We start from the raw sequence: 22,735 nt of genomic DNA on the forward strand, positions 1-22,735 counted from the left end.
TCGGAAGCTCGTCAAGACAAGCCCGGCACGCCCGTCTCGCCGCGCTATCATCCGCGCCGCATGCCCCCGAGTTCGCGTCTCGCTGCGCGTCTTCCGCCCGGAGTGGCGCCGCAGATCGGGCCGTACCTCCTCGTGCAGCAGCTCGGGAAGGGCGGATTCGCCCCGGTCTTCCTCGCGGAGGAGCGGTACGACGGCAAGCTCCTGCGCTACGTGGCGATCAAGCTGTTCGCGTTCGACGCGGCCGCCACGCGCGGCCACGACGTGAGCCGGTGGCGCGACGAGATCATCGAGGAGGCGCGCGCCCTCTGCCGCGTCGAGCACCCGAACGTGGTGCGGTTCTACGCGCTGCTCTGCGACGATGCGCCTTCGCGGATCGGCCTCGTGATGGAGCACGTCGCGGGCGCGAGCCTCGACATGCTCGCCGGCGCGCACGGGCGTCTCGACGAGCGGGTCGTGCTGGAAGCGGCGCGATCCGTGGCCTGGGCGCTCGCGGCGGTGCACGCGGCGGGGCTCGTGCACCGCGACGTGAAGCCCGCGAACATCGTGCGCGGGCCCTCCGGCTACAAGCTCATCGACTTCGGGATCGCCGTGGCCCCGGAGCTCGTTGCCGCGGCGCCCGCGACCGTGGCGGAGCTCGCGGCCGCGGACACGACCCGCGCGGAGCCGCCTCCCGCGCCCACGGCGGCCGCTCCTCGTGATCCGGGCACGCACACGCAGACGGTGACCATGACGGCTCCGCCCATCGCGGCGGCAGCACCGGGCCGCGGAGCTCGCCCAGGCCTCCGGGTCGCGGGCACGCTCGGCTACCTCGCGCCCGAGTGCCTCTCGCAGCTCCCGACGCCCGCGAGTGATCTGTACTCGCTCGGCGTGACCATGTTCCAGCTCGTCACGGGCCGCCTCCCGCACGAGACGCCCATGCCCCAGGGGCCCGCGCCTTCGCTCGCGACATGCGTCCCTGCGCGCAGCGTGATCACGGCCGAGCTCTCGCTCCTCGTCGATCGGCTGCTCGCGCTCGATCCGCTCCTCCGACCTCGCCACGCGGAGTGGGTGGCGCGCGAGATCGAGCGTCTCCTCGCGCGGCTCGATCCCGCGGTCCTCGCGCCCGTCACGTCGATCGCGCCGCTCTCCGTGCGCAGGCCCGCGCCGGTCTCCGCGCCTGCTCGCAAGGCCGCGCCCGCGCCCGAGACGCGCCCGCCGCTCGTGGGCCGCGACGATGCGCTCACGGCGCTCCAGCGCGCCGCGGACGAGGCGAAGAAGGGACGCTGCCAGGTCGTGGTGTTCACGGGGCCGCAGGGCATCGGCCGCAGCCGCCTCCTCCACGCCGCGGCCGAGCGCTGGACCTTCGAGGATGCGGTCATCCTCAGGGTTCATTGCCCGCCCGAGCAGCAGAGCCCCCTCTACCCGTTCCGCCGCGCCGTCGAGGATCTCCCGCTCGAGATCACGCCTTCGTTCGAGCCGCTCGCGCGCGCCCTCGCGCGGGCCTTCTCGCCGGGGCTCGTCCCCGGCCCGGACCAGCTCGCGCAGGCGGTCGAAGCGATCGAGGACGGCCTCGTGCGGGTGAGCGCCTCGGCGCCGCTCCTCGTGCTCGTGGACGACCTCCAGTGGAGCGACACGCCGACGCGCGAGGTCGTGCGCCTCCTCGTGCATCGCGCGGCGGCGGGCGCGCCGGGGCGGCTCTTCGTGGCCCTCGCCGCGCGCCCGGATCCCGTCGCGGGCGCGCCCTTGCGCAAGCTCCTCGGCGAGGCGCGGGCGCGCACGAGCCCCGGCCTCACGTACGTCTCGCTCGGCCCGCTCGAACCCGCGGCCGCGGCGCGCCTCGCGCAGGGCGTCTGTCCCATCACGAAGGAGGTCGAGCGGGCCGTGGTCGCGGGCGCGGCGGGCGTACCGTTTTACCTCGTGCACGCGCTCGTCGCGTGGCGCGAGAGCGGCGCGATGGTCTGGCAAGACGGCGCCTACCGCCCCGCAGACGAGCAGATCCTGCGAGGCGACGTGCCGGGCGTGGCCGATCTCCTGGAGGCGCGCCTCGGCGCGTGTCTCCCGCCGGGGAGCGACTCCGAGCGTACGCTCTTGCGTGTGCTCGCGGCGGTGGCGCTCGCGGGCGGAGGGCTCGGCGTGGATCTCGCGCTGCGGGTGGCCGGGGACGCGGATCGCGCGGAGGAGGCGCTGGAAGCGCTCGTCGGAGCGGGGATCCTGACGGCGCACGGCGAGCGGCAGGAGTACGGGTTCGCGCAGGAGATGGTGCGGCAAGCGGCGCTCAACCTGCTGCGGCCGCGCCCGTGGTTTCACAGGCTCCACCGGGCGCTGCTCGACGGCATGGCCGAGGGCGCGCCGGCGCAGATCGACGCGGCGTTCCTGGCGACGGGCTACGAGCGGCTCGGCGCGCTCGTGGAGGCTCGTGTCTGGCTCGGTCGCGCCGTGGAGAAGGCGGGCGCGGCGGGGCTCTTCGAGGAGGCGGCGGCGTTCGGCGACAGGCTCGCGGCGATCACGGACGACCCGGAGACGAAGGCGCGGCTCGCGTTCGAAGGGGTCCGGATGCTCATCCGCGGGCGCAAGTTCGAGGAGGCAAAGCACAGGCTCGATCGCCTGCCGATCCTCGCGGGAGACGGGCTGGAAGCGCGCCGGTTCGATCTGTGGCGGCGCGTCTCGCGGCTCGAGGTGGCGCGTGGGCTCCGGGAGAGCGGCGTGGAGGATGCGACGCTCGTCGCGGATGCGGATGCGTTCGCGGATCTGCGGCTCCGCTGCGAGGCGCGCCTCGCGGTGGCGGGCGTGCTCTTGCCGGAGCGCGCGATGGCGGTCGTGACCGAGGCCGTGGAGCTCGCGGCGGGCGCGGGGCCGGCGGTGGAGCTCGCGGCGCGGGTGCGTCGGTTCGAGCTGTGTTACGCGCTCGATCCGCGAGACCTCGTCCTCGGCGAGCAGGATCTGCGGCGTGCTGCGGCCATCGCCGCGTCGACGGGATCGGCGTGGCACGAGGTGCACATCGAGGGGGATCTGGCGGTGCTCGAAGCCGAGACGGGGCGCATCGACGCGGCGATCGAGCGGATCCGAACGCTCGTGGCGCGCGCGAACGAGCGGGGCATGCGCGGGCAGGAGCGGCTCTTCCTGCAGAACCTCGCGGTGATGCTGCTGCGCGAGGGCCGCGCCCGAGAGGCGGCCGAGACGACGACGCGCACGGCGGACCTCGCGCGGGACGCAGGAGACCCTGTGCTGCGGGCGACGGCGCTGTCGCTCCGCGCGGCGGCGCTGACGGAGGTCGGCGCGCTCGTCGACGCGCTCGCGAGCGCGGACGAGGCCTACGCGTTCCAGCGGGAGCGAGGGACCCGTACGCTCGCGCTGACTCTCTTGCGGCGCGCGGAGATCCTGAGGGCGATGGGGCGTCTCGCGGAGGCGCTCGTGGATGTACGCGCGGCGGGAGAGGTCGCCGCGAAGCACCGGGATCGAAGCCTCGAAATCTCGGCAAACCTGTGGGAAGCGCTGCGGCTCGCGCAGCGGGGTGAACCCAGGCGCGAGGAGGTCACGCGGCTCGTCGAGGAGGCGCGCGCGGCGAAGCTGCCCCTCCACTCCCTGCCTTGGCGGCTCTTGCGGGAGGCCGAGGCGTGGCTCGCGCGGCCCGACGAGGGCACGACGCTGCCGTAGCCAGCCGGTGTCGACCGCTGTCACCACCCGTGGACACGGTCCCTGCTCGATGTCGCCGGTTGATGACAGTGTCCCCGACCGGCGACGTCGGGCGGGATGAACGGACGCGAGCGGCCATGAGACGCCCGCGACGGGCGTCGTGCATCGGTGGATGGGGGGTGGAGCGGATGGCGCGGGCGGGGGGCGCCCGGCTGCGGGGACGTGAGACCGGCGGGGGGCGGGGGAGCGTCAGCTCTCGGGCGGCGGCGGGGGCGGCGGGGGCTTCGGCCTCGCGTCATCCATGATGACGCCGCGCTTCGGCTGGCACTTCTTGTTCTCCGGGCTCCACTCGCACTGCTCGGGGTTCGGGCACTCGGGCGGCGTGTTCGGGTCCGTGACCTCGGGCGTCGTGCACGTGACCTCGGCGGATGCCGTGCCGGCGCCGGACTCCGCGGGGGGCTGCTGCGCGCCGCCGCACGCCACGAGGAGCGCGGCGGCGAGGCCTAGGAAGAGCGGACGGATGGCGGCGAATTTGGGATGATGCATTACAATCTCCAATCTCGAAGCGACCCTCGAACGGTTTCCCTCGGGAGCGAGTCGCGATCTACGCCGAGGTCCTTTCAATGAACGTTCCAGGCGCGGCGCCTCCGCCTCGCGAGGCCGAGGGCGCCCGCCGCGAGCGCGACGAGCCCGGTCCCCATTTCGGAAGGCGCCCCGGCCGCCTGGCAAGCGCACCCGCGGGGACCGCGCGCGATCTCGAAGCGTGGCGGGACGGAACGACCGTCGAGCGCGGCCCCATTGCCGGACACGATGAAGCTCGCCCAGTAATAAGGGTGCGGATGTTTTTCACCCACGGCGATCTGCGCCGCGCGTAACGCCTCGCTCCGCCCTCCTCCGGCGGCGAGACCTGCATAATAGGCCGTCATGAGCTCGCTCGTGGCCTCGTCGTCGACCTGCCACAGGCTCATGACCTGCGTCTCGGCCCCAGCCATGGCGAGCGCGCGGCGCAACCCAAAAACCCCCTCGCCGCGCAGCGCCTCGCCCACGCCCGTTTCACACGCCGAGAGCACGACCAGACGTGTGCCGCGCAGATCGAGCCCCGAAATCTCCAGCGCCGTGAGCACGCCATCCGCAGCATCCGTCGTGCTCCGCCGCCCATTCGCGCCGAAAAGCGCGAGCCCCGCCCGGAGGAGCGGGTTTTCCGCGACGAACGCCGACCGCTCCCCTCCCCGCTCGCCCTCGTCCCGCCCGCCCGTCGTATGCTGATCCGGAAGGAAAAACCCGTGTGTCGCCACGTGCAGCACGCGCGGACCGTGAGCGGCCATGAGCGCTTCTTCCGTCGCCGCCGCCCCTTCCAGAAGCCTCGCGCCGGGCAGCATCCGTTTCACCGCGGCGCCCTCCCTCCGCGTCGCTGGCAACGGCGAAAACCGGATCCGCGTCATATCGGCGGACCGCGCGCCGCGCCCCGCCCCTGCCGCCGAGCGTTCACCGCGAGCCCCGAATGCCGGATCGACGACCACGAGCGGCGCCTCGCGTGCTTCGGGCGGAGGTTTGGCGAGGCGAACGAGCTCGCGACCGCTCGTCAGATACGTGAACGACGTATGCCGGACGAGCGACGTCCCTTTTTCGTCGACGAGCGCGGAGAAGGGCACGAGGTTCAATGCGCCGTCGGGGCTGAGGAGGATCCAGCGGGTATCCCCGAGCAAACCACGGAGCGGCTCCGTCACCAGAGAATCGAGGTACCGCGCGGCGGGGCGCGGATCACGACGGGGGGTCGAGAGATCCCGCAAAAGGCCCGCCGCGACCTCCTCGATGCCCTCGGCCTTGCCGAGATCGACCGACGCGACCTCGCCCTCGCGGCGGAGGACGTACGCGGCGAGGCGCGGCGCGCCCCAGGTGGGACGAACGGGCGGTCCCGAAGGATCGTACGGGCGATACACGACGAGCTCGACGAGCGCGGCGCCCGCGGGAATGGCTCGCTGCACGTCCTCCAGCGAAAGCAGCGCGACGGGGCCAGTGTCGGGGAGGGCGTGCGAAAGGGCCGAGAGACGCGCGTCCAGATCGCGGCGGCGCCGCTCCAGGGCTTCGATCTCGGCCAGGTGCTCCTCGGGTGGCACATCGATGGGCCCGCGGGACACGGCTGCAGACAAACGCGCATCGACCTGGGCGCGCTCGTCGAACAGCGCGCGTCCAGCCGAATCGAGGGATTGCCGCAAAGCGGAGAGGCTCCCGGCCACGGCGTCGAGGACGATTCCCTTTCGCCGGAGGATGGCGGTCAGCGCGAGGCGGCCCGCCGCGCGATGCCTCGGCGCGACCTCGAGGTGCAGCGAGACCAGCGCGTCGGTATCCTCCTGGAGCAAGGTGGCATGCGCGCGTTTCTGGTCCTCGGATCCACGTCCGAGATGCACGCGCGCGGCGCGGTCCGCGAGATCGGCCGCGCGGGCTCGCACGCGCACCACGTCCTCGATGCGGTCCTCTACCACGTAAAGATCCCCGAGGTCGCGGAGCGTGCGGGCGATGTCGGGGTGGTCCGGGTGCAGGACGGCTTCCCGCAATTCGAGCGCTCGTTTCAGCCGCGCCTCGGCGGCCGCGAAATCCCCTCGCCGTGCGAGCAGCAGCCCCATCGCGTGGAGGTACTGCGCGCGCTGCACGTGATTTTCGGGAAGGGACTCTTCGGCCCCCGCGAGCGCTGCTTTCAAAAGCGGTTCGGCGACATCGGGCTCCCCTCGATCCAGCGCGAGCTCGCCCAGACGGAGCGCTGGCAAGCTCAAAACATCGCGGGAGATGCTCGACGCCGTGCGAACGCGGGCTTCGAGGTCGCGGAGGACCTCCTCGGCGCGCCTTCGCTCGCCCCGACGCCGATGCAGCGCGGCGAGCGCCTCGACGGCGCCGATGGCATAGGGCGACTCCGCGCTGAAGCGCTCCTCTGCAATGGCCACGGCGCGCCGGAGGAGCGGCGCGGCTCCTTCCACGTCGCCGAGCTCGAGGCGAATGCGGCCGAGTGATTCGTACACCGCCGGATTCGGCTCACGGGGATCCTGTGCCGAAAGGAGGCGCACGAAGATCGGCTCGGCCCGCGCGTAATCGCCGTAGAGCGTGTAGGCGCTCCCGAGCAAGAAAGGGAAATGCCCATTGTCGTTCGGGGCATCTTCCAGGAGCTTCACCGCGCGATCGGCCAGGCGCACGGCCTCGGGATACCGCCCCGCCTCGACGAGCTTCAGGATCTGCGGGTAAAGCGAAGCGCCACTCTCGCTCTCCTGGGCCGCCTCGTCGGCGCGCGCGACGGGGCACTCCGGCGTGGCGAACGCCCCCGCGAGGACGGCGAGCAGCCCCATGCGCAGGAGGTGCCGGCGGAGCCTGGGTCGAGGAGCGCGCATCGGGGTCATCCCAAGAAAAGCGAACGCGCTTTATACGAGAACGAAAGGCCCTCTGTCAACGGCGGGCCCGGCGCGCGTCGCGGCGCCCCGGATGCCGATCCCCGTGGATCCCGGCTCTGGCGCGTGTATCGTTCGCCCATGGCTGCCCCTCCCGAAGCACGCGCCGATCGCTCCCTCTCCGCCGATCTGCGCGCGCTCGTCGCCTCCCCGCGCGAGCTCTGGACCGTGTACGCGATGAAGCTCCTCGAATCCGTCGCGTATTTCGCCATCTGGTCGCTCCTCGTGATTTTCTTGTCGGACGATCACGGCTTCTCCGATACCGCTGCCGGCTCCGTCGCCGGCACCTGGCTCACGGTCATCAGCCTCGTCGTGTTCCTCGCGGGCTTCATCGCCGACGGGCTCGGGGTCCGCCGCGCGCTCCTGATCGCGGCCCTCTCCACGGCCATCGGCCGGGGCATGCTCGCGTTCGCGGGCGACAAGATGACCATTTATGCGGCGCTCGCCGCGTCCGTCTGGGGCATTGCCTGCATGAAGCCCACGATGAACGCCGCCGTGCGCAGCTACACGACCCCCGCGACGGTCTCGTTCGCATTCTCGTTTTATTACGTGCTCATGAACGTCGGCTCGCTCGCCCAGGGGCCGCTCATCACCGAGTTTCGGAAGTGGTTCAAGAGCGGCGCCACGATCGCCGGCATCACGTTCTCGTCGAGCCAGCTGGTCTTCCTCGTCGGGTTCGTCGCCTCCTGCCTCAACGTCGTCCTCGCGCTCTCCATGCGCGAGGCGAAGCCGGCCGCCACCTCGGACAAACCCACGAAGAACCCGCTCTCGATCGCCCGCGACGTGCTGCGCGAGCCGGCCTTCTGGATCTTCCTCGGATTCGTCGCGCTCCTCACGTTCGTCCGCCTCGTCCTCCAGCACGCGCATCTGACCTGGCCGAAGTACGCGCTCCGCGAGTTCGGCCAGGATTTCCCGTTCGCTTATTACTGGTCGATCAACCCTGCGATGATCATCGTCCTCACGCCGCTGGCGACCGCGCTCACGCGTAAATACCCCCCTTACCCGGTGATCTCGATCGGCGCGACGATCACGGCGTTCTCGGTGCTCGCGATGGCCGTCTCGACGACCGTCACGGCGAGCATCGTGTTCATCGTCCTGCTCTCGATCGGCGAGGCGCTCTGGTCGCCGCGGCTCTACGAATACACGGCGACGATCGCGCCGCCCGGGCGCGAGGCGAGCTACATGGGGCTCTCGGAGATCCCCCTGTTCCTGGCCAAACCCTTCGTGGGTTTCCTCAGCGGGTATCTGCTCTCCGTGTATTGCCCGCCGACCGGCCCGCGGGATTCGCGTCAGATGTGGCTCGTCATCGGGCTCATGACGATCGCGGCGCCGGTCTGCATGCTCGTCTTCCGCCGGAAAATCGAGCGCCACGCGCCCGACGAGGCCGCGCCGAAGCTCGAAGCCGCCTGAGCCCGGACAAACTCAGGGCTTCGTACCCCCGGCGCGGGGCGCCATCATCGCGCTGCGGACGCCGGCGCGCGGGGCCTCCGCTGCGAGCGTCATCTCCCGCCCAGCCCCCTTCACGCCGAGCGCCGCGAGAACCTCCGCGATATCGGGAAATTCTGCTCGATCGACGTACCGCTCGAACAGCGGCCGCACCACGGATTGACCGGTCTTCTCATCGACGAACTTCGCGAACTGCTCGGCGGACCACGCCTCTTCGGATCGCGCGCAGCAACGCGCGAGCTCGCGCAGCGGCCCATCGAGGCCGCCCTCCACGCCTCGGCTCCTGAGCTCGACGTCCGCCATCAACGAAAGCGCCGCGCCGGCCCAGTACACGCGCTGGTAAGCGTGCGTCTCGTGCATGTCGATGCTCTCTTGCCGCAACGTTCGTCCCGTCCCGCGCCGACTCCCGCGCCGAAAGCCGTCCACGAGATCGTCCCAAGCGCTGCGTTCATCCATGAGACCCGCCCGCGCCCGCAGGATGTCCGTGTAATACGTCGCGAGCCCTTCGGACAGCCAGGCGTCGCTCGGAAGAAACCGCGGCGCCGACAGATGGAAAAGCTCGTGTACGCCGACCCAATCTTCACCGAGCGCCTCGGGCGTGACGGACGACCCCACCATGATCATCACCGTCGGCCCGCCGCCGCGCAGCGCCATGCCGAATCCGACCTCCGATCCTGGATGCGGGAGGAGCATCGCCATCACCCGCGGAACGGGAAACCCGTCGTGGAGCTGGGTCAGCGCGGACGCGCTCGTTTGCATCCATTTCGCCACGAGGGGCGCTCGCTCGCCGAACCCGCCGCCGAGCGCGACGATATCGAGCTCGGCCCCGCCCACACTCCGCGTCTCTCGCTCGAATTGGCCGAACGCCCCCGCGCTGCGCATCGTGAATGCCGACGTCGGGATCCGATACCCTCGTGGATCATCGAGCCAGGGGAGCGCGGCGCGAACGCTCGGCGGTAGCTTGAAGCTCGCTGTGAAACGCGTCCCTTCGGGCCGTGGCTCGGGCGCGAGCAGCCAGACGTCGGGCGCCGCGAGCACGTGGGCCTCGCCGCGCGTGATCCAGAAACCCTCCCCCGGCGGACCGAGATCGACGTCGTAGCCGATACAAACGCCCTCCGTCGCCGATGCAATGGGCACGACGTCCTCCTCGAAGGAAAGCGGCACATCGCCGTCGGCCCGCAGGATGCGCGGCCGGCGCACGCGCTCGAGGAGCTCGGGCACCGTCATACGCAGCCGCGCGAGCCGCAGATCGCGGGGACATACGGTGGCCGAAAGCGTGCGGAGCTCGGCATCGAGGACGAACGAATAATGCACCGCGGGCCCGTCCCCCGTCACGGCGTTCGCCTTCGCCGCGGGCGCGCCCCCGCAGCCGCCAGGGAGGAGCAGGCCCAGACAAACCGTCAGCCGGACGAACGGGCACTCCCTTCGCGCCATGGCCCATGTCTACACCGTCCGGGCCTGCTTTCAAAGGGCCTCGCCCGGGGACCGTCCGGCCGCGGAAGTTCCGCTCGACGACTGTAATGGGCGGCGCCCCCCTGCGTCGGCAGGGTCGTACCCCTTCCGTCGATCCCACGGAGAACCACGAAGGAGCTTGGTCATGAATGCGAAGCGTATCTACGAGGCGCTGGCTGCCCTCGGGGCGGGCGCCCTGATCACCGGGTGCACCACGTCCCCCACGAAGACGGACGGGCTGGACGTGAAACCTGTGGCGGAAACATCTGCCGCGCCCGCTCCGCCGGCAAACGAAATGCCCACGGCCGCGTCGCCCGCCGCAACCGTCCCAGCGCCCCCGAGCGCGGCGTTCCCGCCCTCCCTTGCCCCGGCGAAGGCCGCAGCCAAGCCCGCCGCGACCCCACGCGCGACGACGGCGGCTCCCGCTGAAACGCACGCCGCCGCGCCCCCTGCCCCGTCACCCGTGACCGCGACGCCGTCCGAGCCCGCCGACAAACCCGCGCCGGCCCCCACGGCGACCTCGACGGCCGCGCAGAAGCACGGCGCGCAGATGAGCTGCGGGGAAGGTTCTTGCGGGTGAAACCCGAGGCGCCGGAGCTCGCGGAATCTCCGGGAGCTCCGGCACTCGCCCCCATTTCAGGCGGCGCGCGGGCGCGACTCGTAGCCGGCATCGCGCAGCGCCTCGACGAGGACGTTCGTCGGCGCGCTCGACGGATCATGCTTCACGAGGACGGTGCCCTCGCGGAGCTTCACGTCGACCTTCTCGACGCCGGCGATCCCGCGCAGCGCGCCGTCGATGTGGCGAATGCAGGACGGGCAGCTCATCCCGTCGACATGGAGCAACGTTTCCTTCATGGCGTCCTTCCTTTTTCCGGGGAGCGGCCCGTTCGCCGCTCGCACCCTGAAGACGCAGCCACCGCGCTTCATTACACCCCGCCGGGCGGTGTAATGCGTCGGGCGACAGAGCGTCTGCGCGGTCGAAGCGAGGTTCCCATGTCGACCGCATCCGCTCCCGCTCTCCTCCCCGAGAAAACAGCCGCCCCGGCGGCTCGCCGCATCGATCTGCCCGTCGAGGGCATGACCTGCGCCGCCTGCGTGCGGCGCATCGAGCGCGCCTTGCTCGCGACCGACGGCGTCCGCGAGGCCAAGGTCAACCTCGTCACGCGCACCGCGACGATCACGTACGACCCCGCGACCTCCGGAACCGAGCCGCTCGTCACGGCCATCGAACGCGCGGGCTACAGCGTTCCGCAACAACCGGCCGCGCCGGACCTCTCCGCCGCCGCGCCCGCCGAACGAACCCACGCGGCCGACGCGAGCCTCGACCACGAGCGCCGCGTCCTCCGACGCGACTTCGCCTTCGCGCTCGGGCTCTCCGTACCGCTGCTCGTCCTCGGCATGTCGCACGGTCGGATCCCCGGCGCGGATGGCACGCTCGGCCGCCTCGTGCAGCTCGCCCTCGCGACGGCCGTGATCCTCGGCCCCGGCCGCCGATTCTTTCGCCTCGCGTGGATCGCGCTCCGGCACCGGGCCGCCGACATGAACACCCTCGTGAGCCTCGGGACCGGCGCCGCGTGGGTCTACTCCGCGATCGCCGTCCTCGCGCCCGGCCTCTTCCCGCACGCCGCGCATGGCCTGCGTCCGCACGTCTATTTCGAGGCCGTCGGGGCCATCGTGAGCTTCGTCCTGCTCGGCAAGCTCCTCGAGACCCGCGCGCGAAAGCGCCTCACCGACGCCGTGCGTGGGCTCGTCGCGCTCCAGCCGAAGACGGCGTGGCGGCTCCGCGGCGACCTCGGCGACATCGAGGAGGAGATCCCTCTCTCGCAGCTCGCGCCGGGCGACATCGTGCGGGTTCGTCCCGGCGAACGCCTCCCGAGCGACGGGGACGTGATCGCGGGCGCCTCGGCGGTCGACGAATCGATGCTCACCGGCGAGAGCCTTCCCGTCGACAAAACCGCGGGCGCTCCGGTCTTCGGCGGCACGCTGAACCAGAGCGGACAGCTCACCGTGCGCATCACGAAGACCGGCGCGGAGACGGCGCTCGCGCAGATCGCCTCGGCCGTCGAGCAAGCGCAAGGCTCGAAGGCGCCCATTGCGCGCCTCGCGGACACGGTGAGCGGGGTGTTCGTCCCGGTGGTGCTCGGAATCGCGACCATCGCGTTCGTCGCGTGGCTCGTCGCCGATCCCACCACGACGGGCCTCGCCGCCGCGGTCGAGCGGTTCGTCGCCGTGCTCGTCATCGCTTGCCCTTGCGCGCTCGGCCTCGCCACGCCGGCCGCCGTCGCCGTGGGCACGGGTCGCGGCGCCGAACTCGGCGTGCTCGTGAAGGGCGGCACCGCGCTCGAATCCGCGAGCCGCGTGGACACGGTCCTCGTCGACAAAACGGGCACGGTCACGGCCGGCCGCCCGACGCTCTCGGCCGTGAAAACCATGCCGAGCTTCCGCGAGGAAGACCTCCTCCACCTCGTGGGATCCGCGGAGCTCGGGAGTGAACATCCGGTGGCGAAAGCGCTCGTCGAAGGAGCGCGAGCGCGTGGATTCTCCCTCGTTTCGCCCGATGAATTCCGCGCAGACGCAGGGCGCGGCGTGCTCGCGCGTGTCACGGGACGCGAGGTTCGAATCGGCACCACGCGTTACCTCGCCGAGCACGGCATCGATGCTTTGCCGCTCGAAGACGCTGCGGAAGCGCTCGCAGAGGCCGGAAACACGCCCTCGTTCGTCGCCATCGACGGACGGCTCGCCGGCCTCGTCGCGGTCGCCGATCTGCCGACGGCGGAGGCCAAAGAAGCCGTCGCCGCCCTGCACGCGCTCGGCGTGCGTGTCGCCATGGCGACCGGCGATCGCGAGGCCACCGCGCGCGCCGTGGCGCGATCCCTCGGGATCGACGAGGTCCACGCGGGCGTCCGCCCCGAAGACAAGGCGCGAATCGTCGCCGAAGAGCGCGCGAAGGGGCGCATCGTCGCGATGGTCGGCGACGGCATCAACGACGCTCCCGCGCTCGCCTCCGCCCACGTCGGCATCGCGGTCGCGAGCGGCACCGACATCGCGGTCGCCGCGGCCGACATCGCGCTCCTCCGCGGCGGAATCGCCTCGCTCCCCACGGCGCTCGGCCTCGCGCGCGCCACGCTGCGCACGATCCGCCGAAACCTCTTCTGGGCATTCGTCTACAACGTGATCGGCATCCCGATCGCCGCGGGCGCGCTCTACCCGCTCACCGGCTGGCTCCTCTCGCCGGTCCTCGCGAGCGCGGCCATGAGCTTGTCGAGCGTGTCCGTCCTCCTCAGCTCGCTCCGGCTTCGTTCCTACGGAATGAAACGATGAGCACGCGCGCCGTGTTGACAGGAGCGCCTCCGGAGGCGACAAACGAGCTCATGACGGATCCTGGACCGACCACGGAGACGACCGCCACCTTGCCCGTGGAGGGCGCGGTCGCGCGCGTCCTCGTCGAGAACCACCAGGCGTTTCTGGCGTTCCTCGAGCGCCGCCTCGGCGACCGCGCCCTCGCCGAGGACATCCTGCAAGAGGCCTTCGCGCGCGGACTCCAGCGCCTCGACACGCTCCAGAAGGACGAATCCGCGATCGCCTGGTTCTATCGCCTCCTGCGCAACGCCGTCGTCGACCATCGCCGCCGCCAGGGCTCCGCGCGGCGCGCGCTCGACGCCTTCGCCTCCGAGGTCGAAGATCACGCCGAGCCGAACCAGGAGGTCCGCGGCGCGATCTGCCAATGCGTCACGCGCCTCGCGAAGACGCTCAAACCCGAATACCGCGACGCGCTCGAGCGCATCGAGGTGGAAGGCATCGCGGTGAAGGATTTCGCCGAGGAGCAGGGGATCACGCCCTCGAACGCCGCCGTGCGCGTGTTCCGCGCGCGCGAGGCGTTACGGAAGCAGGTCGCCCTCTCGTGCGGGACCTGCGCCGAGCACGGCTGCATCGATTGCACGTGCGACAGCGGGGCGCACGGCGGCTGCGCCCCGAAGGTTTGATCCCAAAACGATCACGAAGTCGAAGGCCGCGCCCGCGCCATCGAGACGATCACGACGCCCGAGATCACGATGATCGCCGCGAGCCACGTCGTCGCCGAGGCCGCCTCGCCACCGAGCCAGATCCCGAGCGCGATCGCGACGAGCGGGTTCACGTACGCATAACTCGTCGCAATGGCCGGCCGCGTGTTCCGGATGAGATAACCGTACGCGGAGAACCCCACGATCGAGCCGAACACCGTCAGGTACGCGAGCGCCGCGAGCGAGCGGGCCGAGGGCGCGACCGGCAGCGGCTCGCCGAGCAGCGGCGCGAGCGAGAGCATGATGAGCCCGCCCGCGATCATCTGCGCGGCCGAGGCCATGAGCCCCTTCGGCAGGTCCAGAGACCGGCTGAGCAGCGACCCGAGCGCCCAGGCGAACGGCGACAGCATCATGAGCACAATCCCGCCCCCGGATCCGCTCATCGCGCCGCCGAGGTGCAAGAGCGCGGCGCCCGTGAAGCCGACCAGGAGCCCCGTCCATTCTCCGGCCGAAGGCGCGGCCGACGTCCCTTCGCGGCCCGCGCGCCGCTGCACGAACGCCGCGGCGCTCCCGAGCACGGCCATCCAGAGCGGCATCGTCGTCACCACGACCGCGGCCACGCCCGAGCTCACCCACCCTCGCTGCTGCCCGATCCCCAGAAACCCATTGCCACACGCGAGCAGGAGCGAGCCCACGAGCGCGGCCCCGGCCCATTGCTTCCGCGAAGGCGCCGCCTCACCGCGCAGCCTGAGCACCCCGTACAAAATGCCGCCCGCGAGCAGGAACCGCGTCCCGCCCATGAAAAACGGCGGCAGCGTCTCCAGCGCGATGTGCATCCCGAGGTACGTCGAGCCCCAGATGACGTACAACGAGAACAGCGAGACCAGCACGAGCCACTGCTGCTTCAGCGCGGCGAGGAGCCGCCGGAGCTTCCCTGAAAAACCTTCTCTCGACACCGTGATGTGCGCCCGCGATAGGGCCTCGACCACGACGAGCCCCTGATCGGCGCCACGGTAGCAGCCGCCCGCCGAGAGCACCACGTCGTCCGGATCACCCTCGCGGGTCAGCCACACCGAACCGCTCGTACACGCGAGGGCGAACGGCCCCCGGAGCCGCTGCGCCCACAGCGCCCCCTTGGCGAGATCGAACTCGACCCGACGCGGCGCGAAGGACGCCACGCCCGCGCGGAACCTTGGCACGGTCGTCATCATACCCGGAGCTTGACCCCGACCCCGCATCCAGCACAGATGCAGTTGCTCGGCATGTGCGACCGGTACAGTTGGCCTCGGACCGTACTGTACCGGTCGCCCTCTGCGGCAACTGTACCGGTGCGCGGGAAGCCTCCGCGCGGTATCCTTCGTCCCCGTGCAGCAAGAAACCGTCGCCGGGGAGCAGGGGCTGCTTTACGAGCGCGTCGCCGCGCACATCGAGGAGCTGATCGAGCGGGGCACGCTCCGTGCCGGCGATCGGATCCCCTCGGTGCGAAGGCTCGCGCGCCAGCAGGGCGTCAGCATCGCGACGGTGCTGCAGGCGTACCTCGAGCTCGAGAATCGCGGGACCATCGAGGCGCGGCCGCAGTCGGGGCATTACGTGCGAGCCCGCCGCGCCCCGCTCCCGCCCGAGCCGCGCGCCGCTCGGGCGTGCACGACCACGAGCCGCCCGAGCATCGAAAGCATGGTCGCGAAGCTCTATGGCGCCGGGCGCGATCCCAGCATCGTGCCCCTCGGCGCCGGCTTCCTCGATCCCGAGCTCTTGCCGACCGAGCGGCTCAACCGCGCCTCGAGCCTCATCGCCCGGGGCGCGGGCGGCGCGGGCGTCGCGTACGACCTGCCGCCGGGCCTCCTCGCGCTCCGCCGGCAGATCGCGCGTCGATCCATCGAATGGGGCTGTGCTCTCTCGGCCGACGACATCGTCACGACCGTGGGCGCCGCCGAGGCGCTCCACCTCTGCCTGCGCGCCGTGACACGGCCGGGCGACACGATCGCCGTCGAATCCCCCGCGTATTACGGGCTTTTGCGGCTCCTCGCGAGCCTCAACATGCGGGTCATCGAGATCCCCGCGCACCCGCGCACGGGCATGGACCTCGCCGCGCTCGCGGAGGCCATGGGGCGCCACCGCATTCGCGCGGTGATGGCGATCCCGAACTTCAACAACCCCCTCGGCTCCCTGATGCCGGACGAGGCCAAGGAAGAGCTCGTGGAGATGCTCGGGCGCCGCGAAATCCCGCTCATCGAGGACGACATCTACGGCGACCTCCATTTCGGCGACGAGCGGCCGCGGCCGGCCAAGGCCTTCGACAAACGCGGGCTCGTGATGCTGTGCTCGTCGTTCTCGAAGACCGTGGCGCCGGGGTATCGCGTCGGCTGGGCCGCGCCCGGCATCTTCCGCGAGGAGGTCGAGCAGCTCAAGTTCGTCCAGAGCGTGGCCACGGCGACCCTGCCGCAGATGGCCGTGGCGGATTTCCTCGACAATGGCGGCTACGACCATCACCTCCGCGCGCTCCGGCGCAAGCTCGCGGCGCAGGTCGAGCGGGTGAGCGAGGCCGTGGCCGAATACTTCCCGCCCGGGACGCGCATTTCACGACCCGCGGGCGGTTTCTTGTTGTGGGTCGAGCTACCGCCGGGCACGAGCGCGCTCCTGCTCTCCGAACGAGCGCTCGCCCGGGGCATTTCCATCGCACCAGGTCCGCTCTTCTCGGCGAAGCAGCGCTTTTCGGGATACATCCGCTTGTCGTGCGGGCACCCGTGGTCGGAGCTCTTCGATCACGCGATTCGCACGCTCGGCAAGCTCTGCGCGGAATGCGCGGGGTAGAGACGCCGGCGAACCGTCGACGGCCGTCGGCTCGGTGACGGCGGGCCATCCTGGGGAACACAAACCCCAGGGATGGATCAGTGTCGATCCCCCCTCGCCTCCTCCCTCCCATTTTCAGCCGACGTCCTTTCGCGTATTTGTCGAGGACGCGCCGTTGGCAACGACCTTGCTTGCGCCGGAGATCTCATGTCGAACGACGACACGCCTTTCGACCTCGGGCCGCCGCCTCCGATCTTCATCCCGCCTCCCGGCCCCGTCGCCGGCGCGCCGCCGCCCGCGCCCGTCGCGTTCGCTGCGCGGACGATCGTGCCGGAGACGCCGGCGCCCGCCGCGCCCGCCGAGGCGCGGAAGATGATGGCGCTGTCGGCGAAGGCCCCGGGCTCGCACACCGTGAAGTCGGGCGATACGCTCGGCGCGATCGCCGAGAAATACGACACCACGGTCAGCGCGATCCTGAAGGCGAACCCGCAGATCACGAATCCGAATCAGATCTCCGTCGGGCAGCAGATCAAGCTCCCCGGCGCGTCGAGCGGCACCGGGGGCGCCTCGCCGCAGCCGAGCCAGCCCAAACCGCCGCCGAAGAAGCCGCCGCCGAAAAAACCCGCGGCCGACAAGGACGATGACAAGGATTCGAAGGCCGAGCGCAAGCTCGTCTTCCCGCTCTGGAAAAAACCCACGGCGAGCTGGAAAGACGGTCCCCGATACTTCGGATGCCCACGCTCCGGCGGCCGCAAGCACGGTGGCGTGGACCTGTATGCCCCGTTTGGCTCGAAGATCCGCGCGATCGCCGACGGCGTCATCATCCGCCCCCCTTATTTCTTCTACGACGGGACGAACGCGCTGGAGGTCTTCCACCCGGGCGTCGGCGTCGTCCGGTATGGCGAGATTTCGAGCAGCAAGCGCGTCTCCGTCCGGGCCGGGCAAAAGGTCAAGTGCGGCGAGCACATCGCGTACGTCGGCCTGCTCGACTCGCTCGGCATGTCGATGATCCATTTCGAGCTCTTCGGCGAGCGGGCGCGCGGCCAGGCGCTCACGCAGATGAGCGGCCCCTACCGGAGGCATCCCGCTCTAAAAAACCCGACGAAGCTCGTCGACAAACTTTATCGATTGACGTTCAAGTGAGCGCTCCTCGGAAACACCCTCGCGGAGAACGATGAAGCCATGAGCAACGTGAAAATCTCGCTGGAATCCGGGGAACATCTCGACGTCCGCAGCTTCGCGGTGCACGAGGCGCTCGGCGCTTCGTTTCAGATCGACGTGATCGCGCTCGGCGACGACGACGTCGACCTGAAAAAGATCAGCGGCCGCCCCGCGTCGTTCGGGCTCGCGGGCCACGGCGGCCCGCGCATCTGGACGGGCGTCTGCGCGCGGATCGCGCAGACGGAGGTCGAATCCGACGGGCTCTCGACGTACGCGCTCCGCATCGTCCCGGCGTTCTGGCTGCTCACCCACCGCCGCAACCACCGGGTCTACAAGCACGCGTCGGTGCCGCAGATCGTGAAGAAAATCCTGAAGGAGTGGCATTTGCCATTCGAATTCCGGATCGACGAGGACGACTACCCGAAGCGCGAATTCAAGGTGCAATACGGCGAGACGGACCATGATTTCGTGCGGCGCCTCCTCGTCGACGCGGGCATCTCGTTCTTCTTCACCACGCCGGAGGGCGAGAAGGAGACGAAGATGATCCTCACCGACGCGCCGACCACCTCGGAGCCGCGCGAGAAGGCGCTGCCTTTCGTGCGATCCGCGAGCCTGGCCGAAAAGTCGGAGCACATCACGGACGTGAGCATCGGGCACGACGTGCGGCCGGGTCGCGCGGTGGTGCGTGATTTCGATTTCCGCCGCCCGACGTTCCCGCTCGCCGGCGCGCACAGCGCGGACGACGACGGCCCGGACAGCCTGCTCGAAGAATATTTCTTCCTCCCCGGATCGAGCCACGTCGCCGGCGACGGCGACGGCAGCACCCCGGTCGGCGACGCGGAGGGCAATTACCGGCACAACGAGAAAGAGGCCAAGAAGAAAGCGCAGCGGCACGTCGAGGCCATGCGCGGCGCGGCCGCGCGCATCAGCTTCTCCACGTCGGCGACCGACATCGGGCCTGGCACCGTCTTTTCGATGAAGGGACATCCGCACCGGGATCTCGCGAATGGCAAGAAGCTCCTCGTCCTCTCGTCGTTCATCTCGGGCGAGATCGACGACGATTGGCACGCCGGCGGCGAGGCCGTCTCGGCCGAGAAGCCGTACCGGCCCTTGCTCACCGCCACGAGCCACGGCGACGCGCATCGGAGCGGCGAGGACGGCGCGCATAAGCCGCTCTCGAAGGCGAGCAAGCCGCGCATCCATGGCGTCCAGAGCGCCGTCGTCGTCGGGCCTCCGGGCGAGGACATCCATTGCGACGAACATGGCCGCGTCCGCCTGCAATTCCCCTGGGATCGCGAGGCGAAGGGCGACGAGAAGGGCTCGTGCTGGGTGCGCGTCTCCCAGGCCTGGGCGGGGCCCGGGTTTGGCATGGTCACCCTGCCGCGCGTCGGACAGGAGGTGCTCGTCGCGTTCCTCGAAGGCGATCCGGACCTACCGGTCGTCGTGGGCCGCCTGTTCGGCACGATCTCACCGGTGCCTTATTCGATCCCGGAGCACAAGACCCGCACGACGCTCAAGTCGAGCTCGAAGAACGGCGGCAACGAGATCACGTTCGACGACAAGGCCGACGGGGAGCTTTTTTACGTCGAAGCCACGAAAGACCTGCACAAGGTCGTGCAGGAAGACGAGCTCGAAGAGACGAAAGGCAATAGGCACGTCACGGTCGAGGGAGATCTCATTCTCTCGGCAAAAGGGAACGTCATCATTCAGGCCGGCAAGGAGCTCGTCGTCAAGGGCGGCCCGAAGATCCAGCTCAACCCGCCCGTGGAGGTGCCCGCGGGGCGCAAGCCGAAGAAGCTCGGCGGCCACGGGCAGAAGAAGCACGCGAAGCACGAGCCGCACGAAGCGAAGCACGAGCACGCGAAACACGAGCACGCGAAACACGAGCACGAGAAAGAAAAAGAGCCCCCGAAACACGACCACGACAAGGCGCACCACGGCAAGTCGAAGGCCGCGAAGCAGAACGAGCTGCTCGGCAAGATGAACCCGGGCCCCGCGGGCAAATACCACCAGATCGCCGCGGCCCGCAAGGCGAAGGCGGAGCATTACAAGGAGCTCGCGAAGAAGATCGGCGAGCGGTACGACATCCCGCCGGCCCTCGCGCTCGCCTGGATGAACCGTGAATCCGCGTTCGGCGAATTCTTGGATGCGAACGGCTACAGCAAATTCGACGGGATGGGCTTCGGCCTGTTCCAGGTCGACAAGCGCTATCACACGCCGAAGGGCGGCCCTTCGGACTGGCACCACATCGATCAGGCGATGGACATTTACAAGGGGTACATCGGCCAGATCAAGGACAAGCACCCCGGCTGGAGCGAGGAGGAGTACCTCGCCGCCGGCCTCGTCGCCTACAACTCGGGCCCGGGCAACGCGCAAACGCGCCCCTCGTCCACGGCGGCGTGGGCGCAGCTCGACAATGGCACCGCGCACGACGATTATTCGCGCGACGTCTGGGCCGAGGCGCAGTGGTATTCGAAAAACCTGAAGTGGTGACGGGGAGGGGCCGATGGCACTGGTAGCTCGCAAGGGCATCGACGAATGCAGCGGCCACGACGGGTGCCCGCCGCGCAAGGCCCTCGAGGGTAGCCCGGACGTCTTCCTCGACGGACACGCCGTCGTCCGCGTCGGCGACCTCTGGGAGCCGCACGACGGCCCCGATCACCCGCACCACGACAGCGTGGCGGATGAGGGATCCGACGAGATTTACGTCAATGGCAAGGCCGTCGTCCGCGTCGGGGATTGCCTCGATTGCGGCAGCGTCGTGAAGACCGGCAGCATGGCCCTGTACGCCGGCGGGAAAAAGACCCCGAAAAAGAAGCCGGAGGAGGCCGAGGACCGCCCGAACCGGGCCGAGCGGCAGAACAAGATCCTGCTCAGGATGAAGCCCGGAAAGATGCCCCGGGCGAGCGTGGAGGCGCCGATGGACCGGGCGCGGGCGCAAAAGCTCGTGCCGCTCGCGAAGAAGCTCGGCGCGAAATACGGCATTCCACCGGCGCTCCTGCTCGGCCTCGCGAGTCGCGAATCCGGCTTCGGCAGGCACCTCCGCGCGGACGGGTACGGCAAGTACGATCCGGACGGGTATGGGATGTTCCAGGTCGACAAGGAGTTCCACAAGCCGAAAGGCGGTCCTTTCAGCATGGATCACGCCGAGCAGGCGATGAGGATCTGGAGCGATACGTACAAGTCCGTGAAAGCCGCGCACCCGAGCTGGACGCGGGAGCAGCTCCTCGCCGGCTCCATCGCGGGATACAATTTCGGCCCAGGCAACGTACGAACCCAGCCGAAGGACGCGGCGAGCTGGGCCAAGCTCGACGATGGCTCGGCCGGCGACGATTATTCGCGCGACGTGTGGGCGCGGGCGCGGTATTTCTCGAAGCGCCTGAAGTGGGACTGATCGGCGGGCAGGAATCGTTATCCATGGAGATCATCACCATCCCGCCTTTCCTCACGAGCTCCGTCACGTGGCAGGAGCAGCCGGGGCAATGGTCGCTCACGGTCGTCTGCAAGGTGACGTACGCGCTGAAGCCGGGCACGTCGGTCGTCGCGACCGAGCCCGAGGGCGTCAACGAGCGCGACAACCACTGGGACGACGATCCGGGCAAATGCGTCTATGCCCCGAGCGACCTCGCGCCCTACAAACCCCGGCCGGAAGTCCTGCTCGTCGGAAGCGCGTTCGCGCCGCGTCGCGAGCCTTTGCGCTCGCTCTTCGCGAGGCTCGTCGTCGCCGACGTCGACAAATCGATCGAGGTCCACGGCGCGCGCACGGTCGCGCGGGACGGCGCCGTCTCGGAGGCGCAAAAATGGATGCAGATGCCCCTCCGCTACGAGCGGGCCGCCGGCGGCGATGAGTCGTGGAACCCCGTGGGGATCGATCCGTCCGTCATCGACGCGTACGGGCGACGTACCTTGCCAAACCTGCAGCCCCCCGGGATGATGGATGCGGAAAGCTCCCGCCCGATCCCTACCGTCGGATTCGGGCCCATTGCCTCGCGGTGGCTCGTGCGCAGCGCCAAGCTCGGCGCGCTCGTGGGGGCGTTCGCGAACAACACGTGGAACGAGACGCCGCTCGGGATGGAGTTCGACGGCTCGTATTTCCAGAGCGCGCCGTCGGATCAGCTCGTCTCCGAGCTGCGGCCGGACGAGCCGATCTTGCTCGAAAACATGCACCCCGAGATCGAACGATTCTCCACACGGCTGCCGGGGGTGAAGCCGCACATGCGCGTGGAGATCGAAGGCCTGCCGCCCTGGGAGCCCGATCTCGTCCCCGATACCTTGTGGATCGATACGAACCGCGCGATCGCGAGCCTCACGTTCCGGGCCCAGATTCCGCTCGACGGCCGCGATCAGCCGGGCCGCATCTTCATCGGCGTCGAATACCCGGGCGAGCCCGTGCGGTTCCCCGAGAGGGCGCGCGCCGCGCCCGCGCTCGACGAGGACGACGACGATCTCGACCTCACACAGACGACGGCCGACAGCCTCAAGGGCCTCGGAGTCAATCCCCTGCCCTTCGCGGCCTCGCCGGCCTTGCCGTTCGCCCCGGGCGCGGCCGCGCCGCAGCCGCCGCCCCCGCCCTCGCAGGCACCGCCGCGCCCACGGCCGCCGCCCGACGAGGATCCCAACGACACCGCCGTGTTTGTCGGGACCATCCCACGCGATGCAATGCCCGCGTGGCTCGCGGGGAAGAAAAACCCGCCCGTGCCTGCGCCCGCGCCCGGCATGGCCGCCCCGCAGCCGGCCATACCCGTCGCGCCGCCGCCGCCGATGACGCAGCTCCGGCGCCCGGCCGAACCTGCGGCCCCGGCCCCGCCGCCCATCGTGGCGCCGCCGCCCATTCCGACG

The 22,735-nt window shown here is 70.3% G+C and carries 15 protein-coding genes; 10 read left to right on the forward strand and 5 right to left on the reverse strand.

Annotated features, from left to right (window positions below; genetic code table 11):
• Positions 1 to 60 precede the first annotated feature (60 nt).
• Positions 61 to 3,633, forward strand: coding sequence for a serine/threonine-protein kinase (locus QHF83_RS35200; RefSeq protein WP_282422406.1), 3,573 nt, complete (start codon positions 61 to 63; stop codon positions 3,631 to 3,633).
• Between the two features lie 228 nt (positions 3,634 to 3,861).
• Here QHF83_RS35200 and QHF83_RS35205 read toward each other — a convergent pair whose 3' ends face one another.
• Both QHF83_RS35205 and QHF83_RS35210 read right to left on the reverse strand, forming a co-directional pair.
• Positions 3,862 to 4,158, reverse strand: a complete 297-nt coding sequence (locus QHF83_RS35205) for a hypothetical protein (RefSeq protein ID WP_282422407.1) — start codon at positions 4,156 to 4,158, stop codon at positions 3,862 to 3,864.
• A gap of 74 nt (positions 4,159 to 4,232) precedes the next feature.
• Positions 4,233 to 6,989 (reverse strand): CHAT domain-containing tetratricopeptide repeat protein, encoded by a 2,757-nt coding sequence (locus QHF83_RS35210; protein WP_282422408.1) that lies wholly within the window; start codon positions 6,987 to 6,989, stop codon positions 4,233 to 4,235.
• A gap of 138 nt (positions 6,990 to 7,127) precedes the next feature.
• Here QHF83_RS35210 and QHF83_RS35215 point away from each other — a divergent pair, with 138 nt between their 5' ends.
• Entirely contained in the window at positions 7,128 to 8,456 is a 1,329-nt protein-coding gene (locus tag QHF83_RS35215) for an MFS transporter (RefSeq protein ID WP_282422409.1), read from the forward strand.
• A gap of 12 nt (positions 8,457 to 8,468) precedes the next feature.
• On the opposite strand, the gene QHF83_RS35220 is transcribed toward QHF83_RS35215, so the two are convergent.
• Positions 8,469 to 9,926, reverse strand: coding sequence for a hypothetical protein (locus QHF83_RS35220; RefSeq protein WP_282422410.1), 1,458 nt, complete (start codon positions 9,924 to 9,926; stop codon positions 8,469 to 8,471).
• A 163-nt stretch (positions 9,927 to 10,089) separates the two neighbouring features.
• On the opposite strand from QHF83_RS35220, the gene QHF83_RS35225 reads away from it, so the two are divergent.
• Positions 10,090 to 10,524 carry a hypothetical protein gene (locus QHF83_RS35225; RefSeq protein ID WP_282422411.1) on the forward strand — a complete coding sequence of 145 codons (435 nt, stop codon included), beginning with the start codon at positions 10,090 to 10,092 and terminating at the stop codon, positions 10,522 to 10,524.
• A 56-nt stretch (positions 10,525 to 10,580) separates the two neighbouring features.
• On the opposite strand, the gene QHF83_RS35230 is transcribed toward QHF83_RS35225, so the two are convergent.
• The gene (locus tag QHF83_RS35230) at positions 10,581 to 10,799 is read right to left on the reverse strand and encodes a heavy-metal-associated domain-containing protein (protein WP_272427445.1); all 219 of its coding nucleotides are present in this window, start codon (positions 10,797 to 10,799) and stop codon (positions 10,581 to 10,583) included.
• Between the two features lie 138 nt (positions 10,800 to 10,937).
• On the opposite strand from QHF83_RS35230, the gene QHF83_RS35235 reads away from it, so the two are divergent.
• Entirely contained in the window at positions 10,938 to 13,265 is a 2,328-nt protein-coding gene (locus tag QHF83_RS35235) for a heavy metal translocating P-type ATPase (protein WP_282422412.1), read from the forward strand.
• A complete protein-coding gene (locus QHF83_RS35240; RefSeq protein WP_282422413.1) occupies positions 13,262 to 13,927 on the forward strand; it encodes a sigma-70 family RNA polymerase sigma factor in 666 nt (221 codons plus the stop codon). Before QHF83_RS35235 ends, QHF83_RS35240 begins: the two co-directional genes overlap by 4 nt.
• 11 nt (positions 13,928 to 13,938) lie before the next feature.
• Here QHF83_RS35240 and yedA read toward each other — a convergent pair whose 3' ends face one another.
• Positions 13,939 to 15,144, reverse strand: coding sequence for a drug/metabolite exporter YedA (gene yedA, locus QHF83_RS35245; protein ID WP_282422414.1), 1,206 nt, complete (start codon positions 15,142 to 15,144; stop codon positions 13,939 to 13,941).
• Between the two features lie 166 nt (positions 15,145 to 15,310).
• Between yedA and QHF83_RS35250 the strand changes: the two genes are divergently transcribed.
• The 5 genes from QHF83_RS35250 to QHF83_RS35270 form a co-directional block, all read left to right on the forward strand.
• Complete coding sequence (locus tag QHF83_RS35250) at positions 15,311 to 16,756, forward strand: PLP-dependent aminotransferase family protein (protein ID WP_282422415.1); 1,446 nt, start codon at positions 15,311 to 15,313, stop codon at positions 16,754 to 16,756.
• Positions 16,757 to 16,942: 186 nt separating this feature from the next.
• Positions 16,943 to 17,878 carry a LysM peptidoglycan-binding domain-containing protein gene (locus tag QHF83_RS35255; RefSeq protein ID WP_282422416.1) on the forward strand — a complete coding sequence of 312 codons (936 nt, stop codon included), beginning with the start codon at positions 16,943 to 16,945 and terminating at the stop codon, positions 17,876 to 17,878.
• 39 nt (positions 17,879 to 17,917) lie between these two features.
• On the forward strand, positions 17,918 to 20,389 hold the full coding sequence (gene tssI, locus QHF83_RS35260; RefSeq protein ID WP_282422417.1) for a type VI secretion system tip protein TssI/VgrG: 2,472 nt from the start codon (positions 17,918 to 17,920) through the stop codon (positions 20,387 to 20,389).
• 13 nt (positions 20,390 to 20,402) lie between these two features.
• Positions 20,403 to 21,290 (forward strand): PAAR domain-containing protein, encoded by an 888-nt coding sequence (locus QHF83_RS35265; RefSeq protein ID WP_282422418.1) that lies wholly within the window; start codon positions 20,403 to 20,405, stop codon positions 21,288 to 21,290.
• 23 nt (positions 21,291 to 21,313) lie between these two features.
• A partial coding sequence (locus QHF83_RS35270; RefSeq protein ID WP_282422419.1) for a DUF2169 domain-containing protein occupies positions 21,314 to 22,735 on the forward strand: 1,422 nt, incomplete at its 3' end.

This window comes from Polyangium sp. 15x6, assembly GCF_029960785.1.
Lineage (GTDB): Bacteria > Myxococcota_A > Polyangia > Polyangiales > Polyangiaceae > Polyangium.

Excerpts from the sequence above, each read along its gene's own strand:
- QHF83_RS35200 (WP_282422406.1), top strand. The coding sequence starts at position 61 with ATGCCCCCGAGTTCGCGTCTCGCTGCGCGTCTTCCGCCCGGAGTGGCG.
- QHF83_RS35235 (WP_282422412.1), top strand. The coding sequence starts at position 10,938 with ATGTCGACCGCATCCGCTCCCGCTCTCCTCCCCGAGAAAACAGCCGCC.
- QHF83_RS35205 (WP_282422407.1), bottom strand. The coding sequence starts at position 4,158 with ATGCATCATCCCAAATTCGCCGCCATCCGTCCGCTCTTCCTAGGCCTC.
- QHF83_RS35225 (WP_282422411.1), top strand. The coding sequence starts at position 10,090 with ATGAATGCGAAGCGTATCTACGAGGCGCTGGCTGCCCTCGGGGCGGGC.
- QHF83_RS35210 (WP_282422408.1), bottom strand. The coding sequence starts at position 6,989 with ATGCGCGCTCCTCGACCCAGGCTCCGCCGGCACCTCCTGCGCATGGGG.
- QHF83_RS35230 (WP_272427445.1), bottom strand. The coding sequence starts at position 10,799 with ATGAAGGAAACGTTGCTCCATGTCGACGGGATGAGCTGCCCGTCCTGC.
- QHF83_RS35255 (WP_282422416.1), top strand. The coding sequence starts at position 16,943 with ATGTCGAACGACGACACGCCTTTCGACCTCGGGCCGCCGCCTCCGATC.
- QHF83_RS35240 (WP_282422413.1), top strand. The coding sequence starts at position 13,262 with ATGAGCACGCGCGCCGTGTTGACAGGAGCGCCTCCGGAGGCGACAAAC.
- QHF83_RS35215 (WP_282422409.1), top strand. The coding sequence starts at position 7,128 with ATGGCTGCCCCTCCCGAAGCACGCGCCGATCGCTCCCTCTCCGCCGAT.
- QHF83_RS35220 (WP_282422410.1), bottom strand. The coding sequence starts at position 9,926 with ATGGCGCGAAGGGAGTGCCCGTTCGTCCGGCTGACGGTTTGTCTGGGC.
- QHF83_RS35265 (WP_282422418.1), top strand. The coding sequence starts at position 20,403 with ATGGCACTGGTAGCTCGCAAGGGCATCGACGAATGCAGCGGCCACGAC.
- tssI (WP_282422417.1), top strand. The coding sequence starts at position 17,918 with ATGAGCAACGTGAAAATCTCGCTGGAATCCGGGGAACATCTCGACGTC.